We start from the raw sequence: 540 nt of genomic DNA on the forward strand, positions 1-540 counted from the left end.
ACCAGCATCGCCTTCCAACGCTTTAAGCGCAGAACCACGGATAACTGGAGTGTCATCACCAGGGAAGTCATAAGTAGAAAGAAGTTCACGAACTTCCATTTCTACTAATTCAAGTAATTCTTCATCATCAACAAGGTCACACTTGTTCAAGAATACGATGATGTAAGGTACACCAACCTGACGAGAAAGAAGGATGTGTTCACGAGTTTGTGGCATTGGACCGTCAGTCGCAGCACACACAAGGATCGCGCCGTCCATCTGAGCAGCACCAGTAATCATGTTTTTAACGTAATCGGCGTGGCCCGGGCAGTCAACGTGTGCGTAGTGACGAATTGGAGAATCGTATTCTACGTGTGAAGTATTAATTGTAATACCACGTGCTTTTTCTTCAGGTGCTGAGTCGATTTGTGAGTAATCTTTCGCTTCACCGCCGTAAGTTTTTGCACAAATTGTTGCAATCGCAGCAGTTAAAGTTGTTTTACCATGGTCAACGTGACCGATTGTGCCCACGTTTACGTGTGGCTTATTACGTTCAAACTT

General features: G+C 44.8%; 1 protein-coding gene. It reads right to left on the minus strand.

Translation table 11 applies throughout. The annotated features are described in order from the left end of the window. Positions 1-540: GTP-binding protein (locus AW165_RS18485; protein ID WP_151830854.1), on the minus strand; the 540-nt coding region annotated here is incomplete at both ends.

Source organism: Acinetobacter sp. LMB-5 (assembly GCF_001541635.1).
Classification (GTDB): Bacteria; Pseudomonadota; Gammaproteobacteria; order Pseudomonadales; family Moraxellaceae; genus Acinetobacter; species Acinetobacter pittii.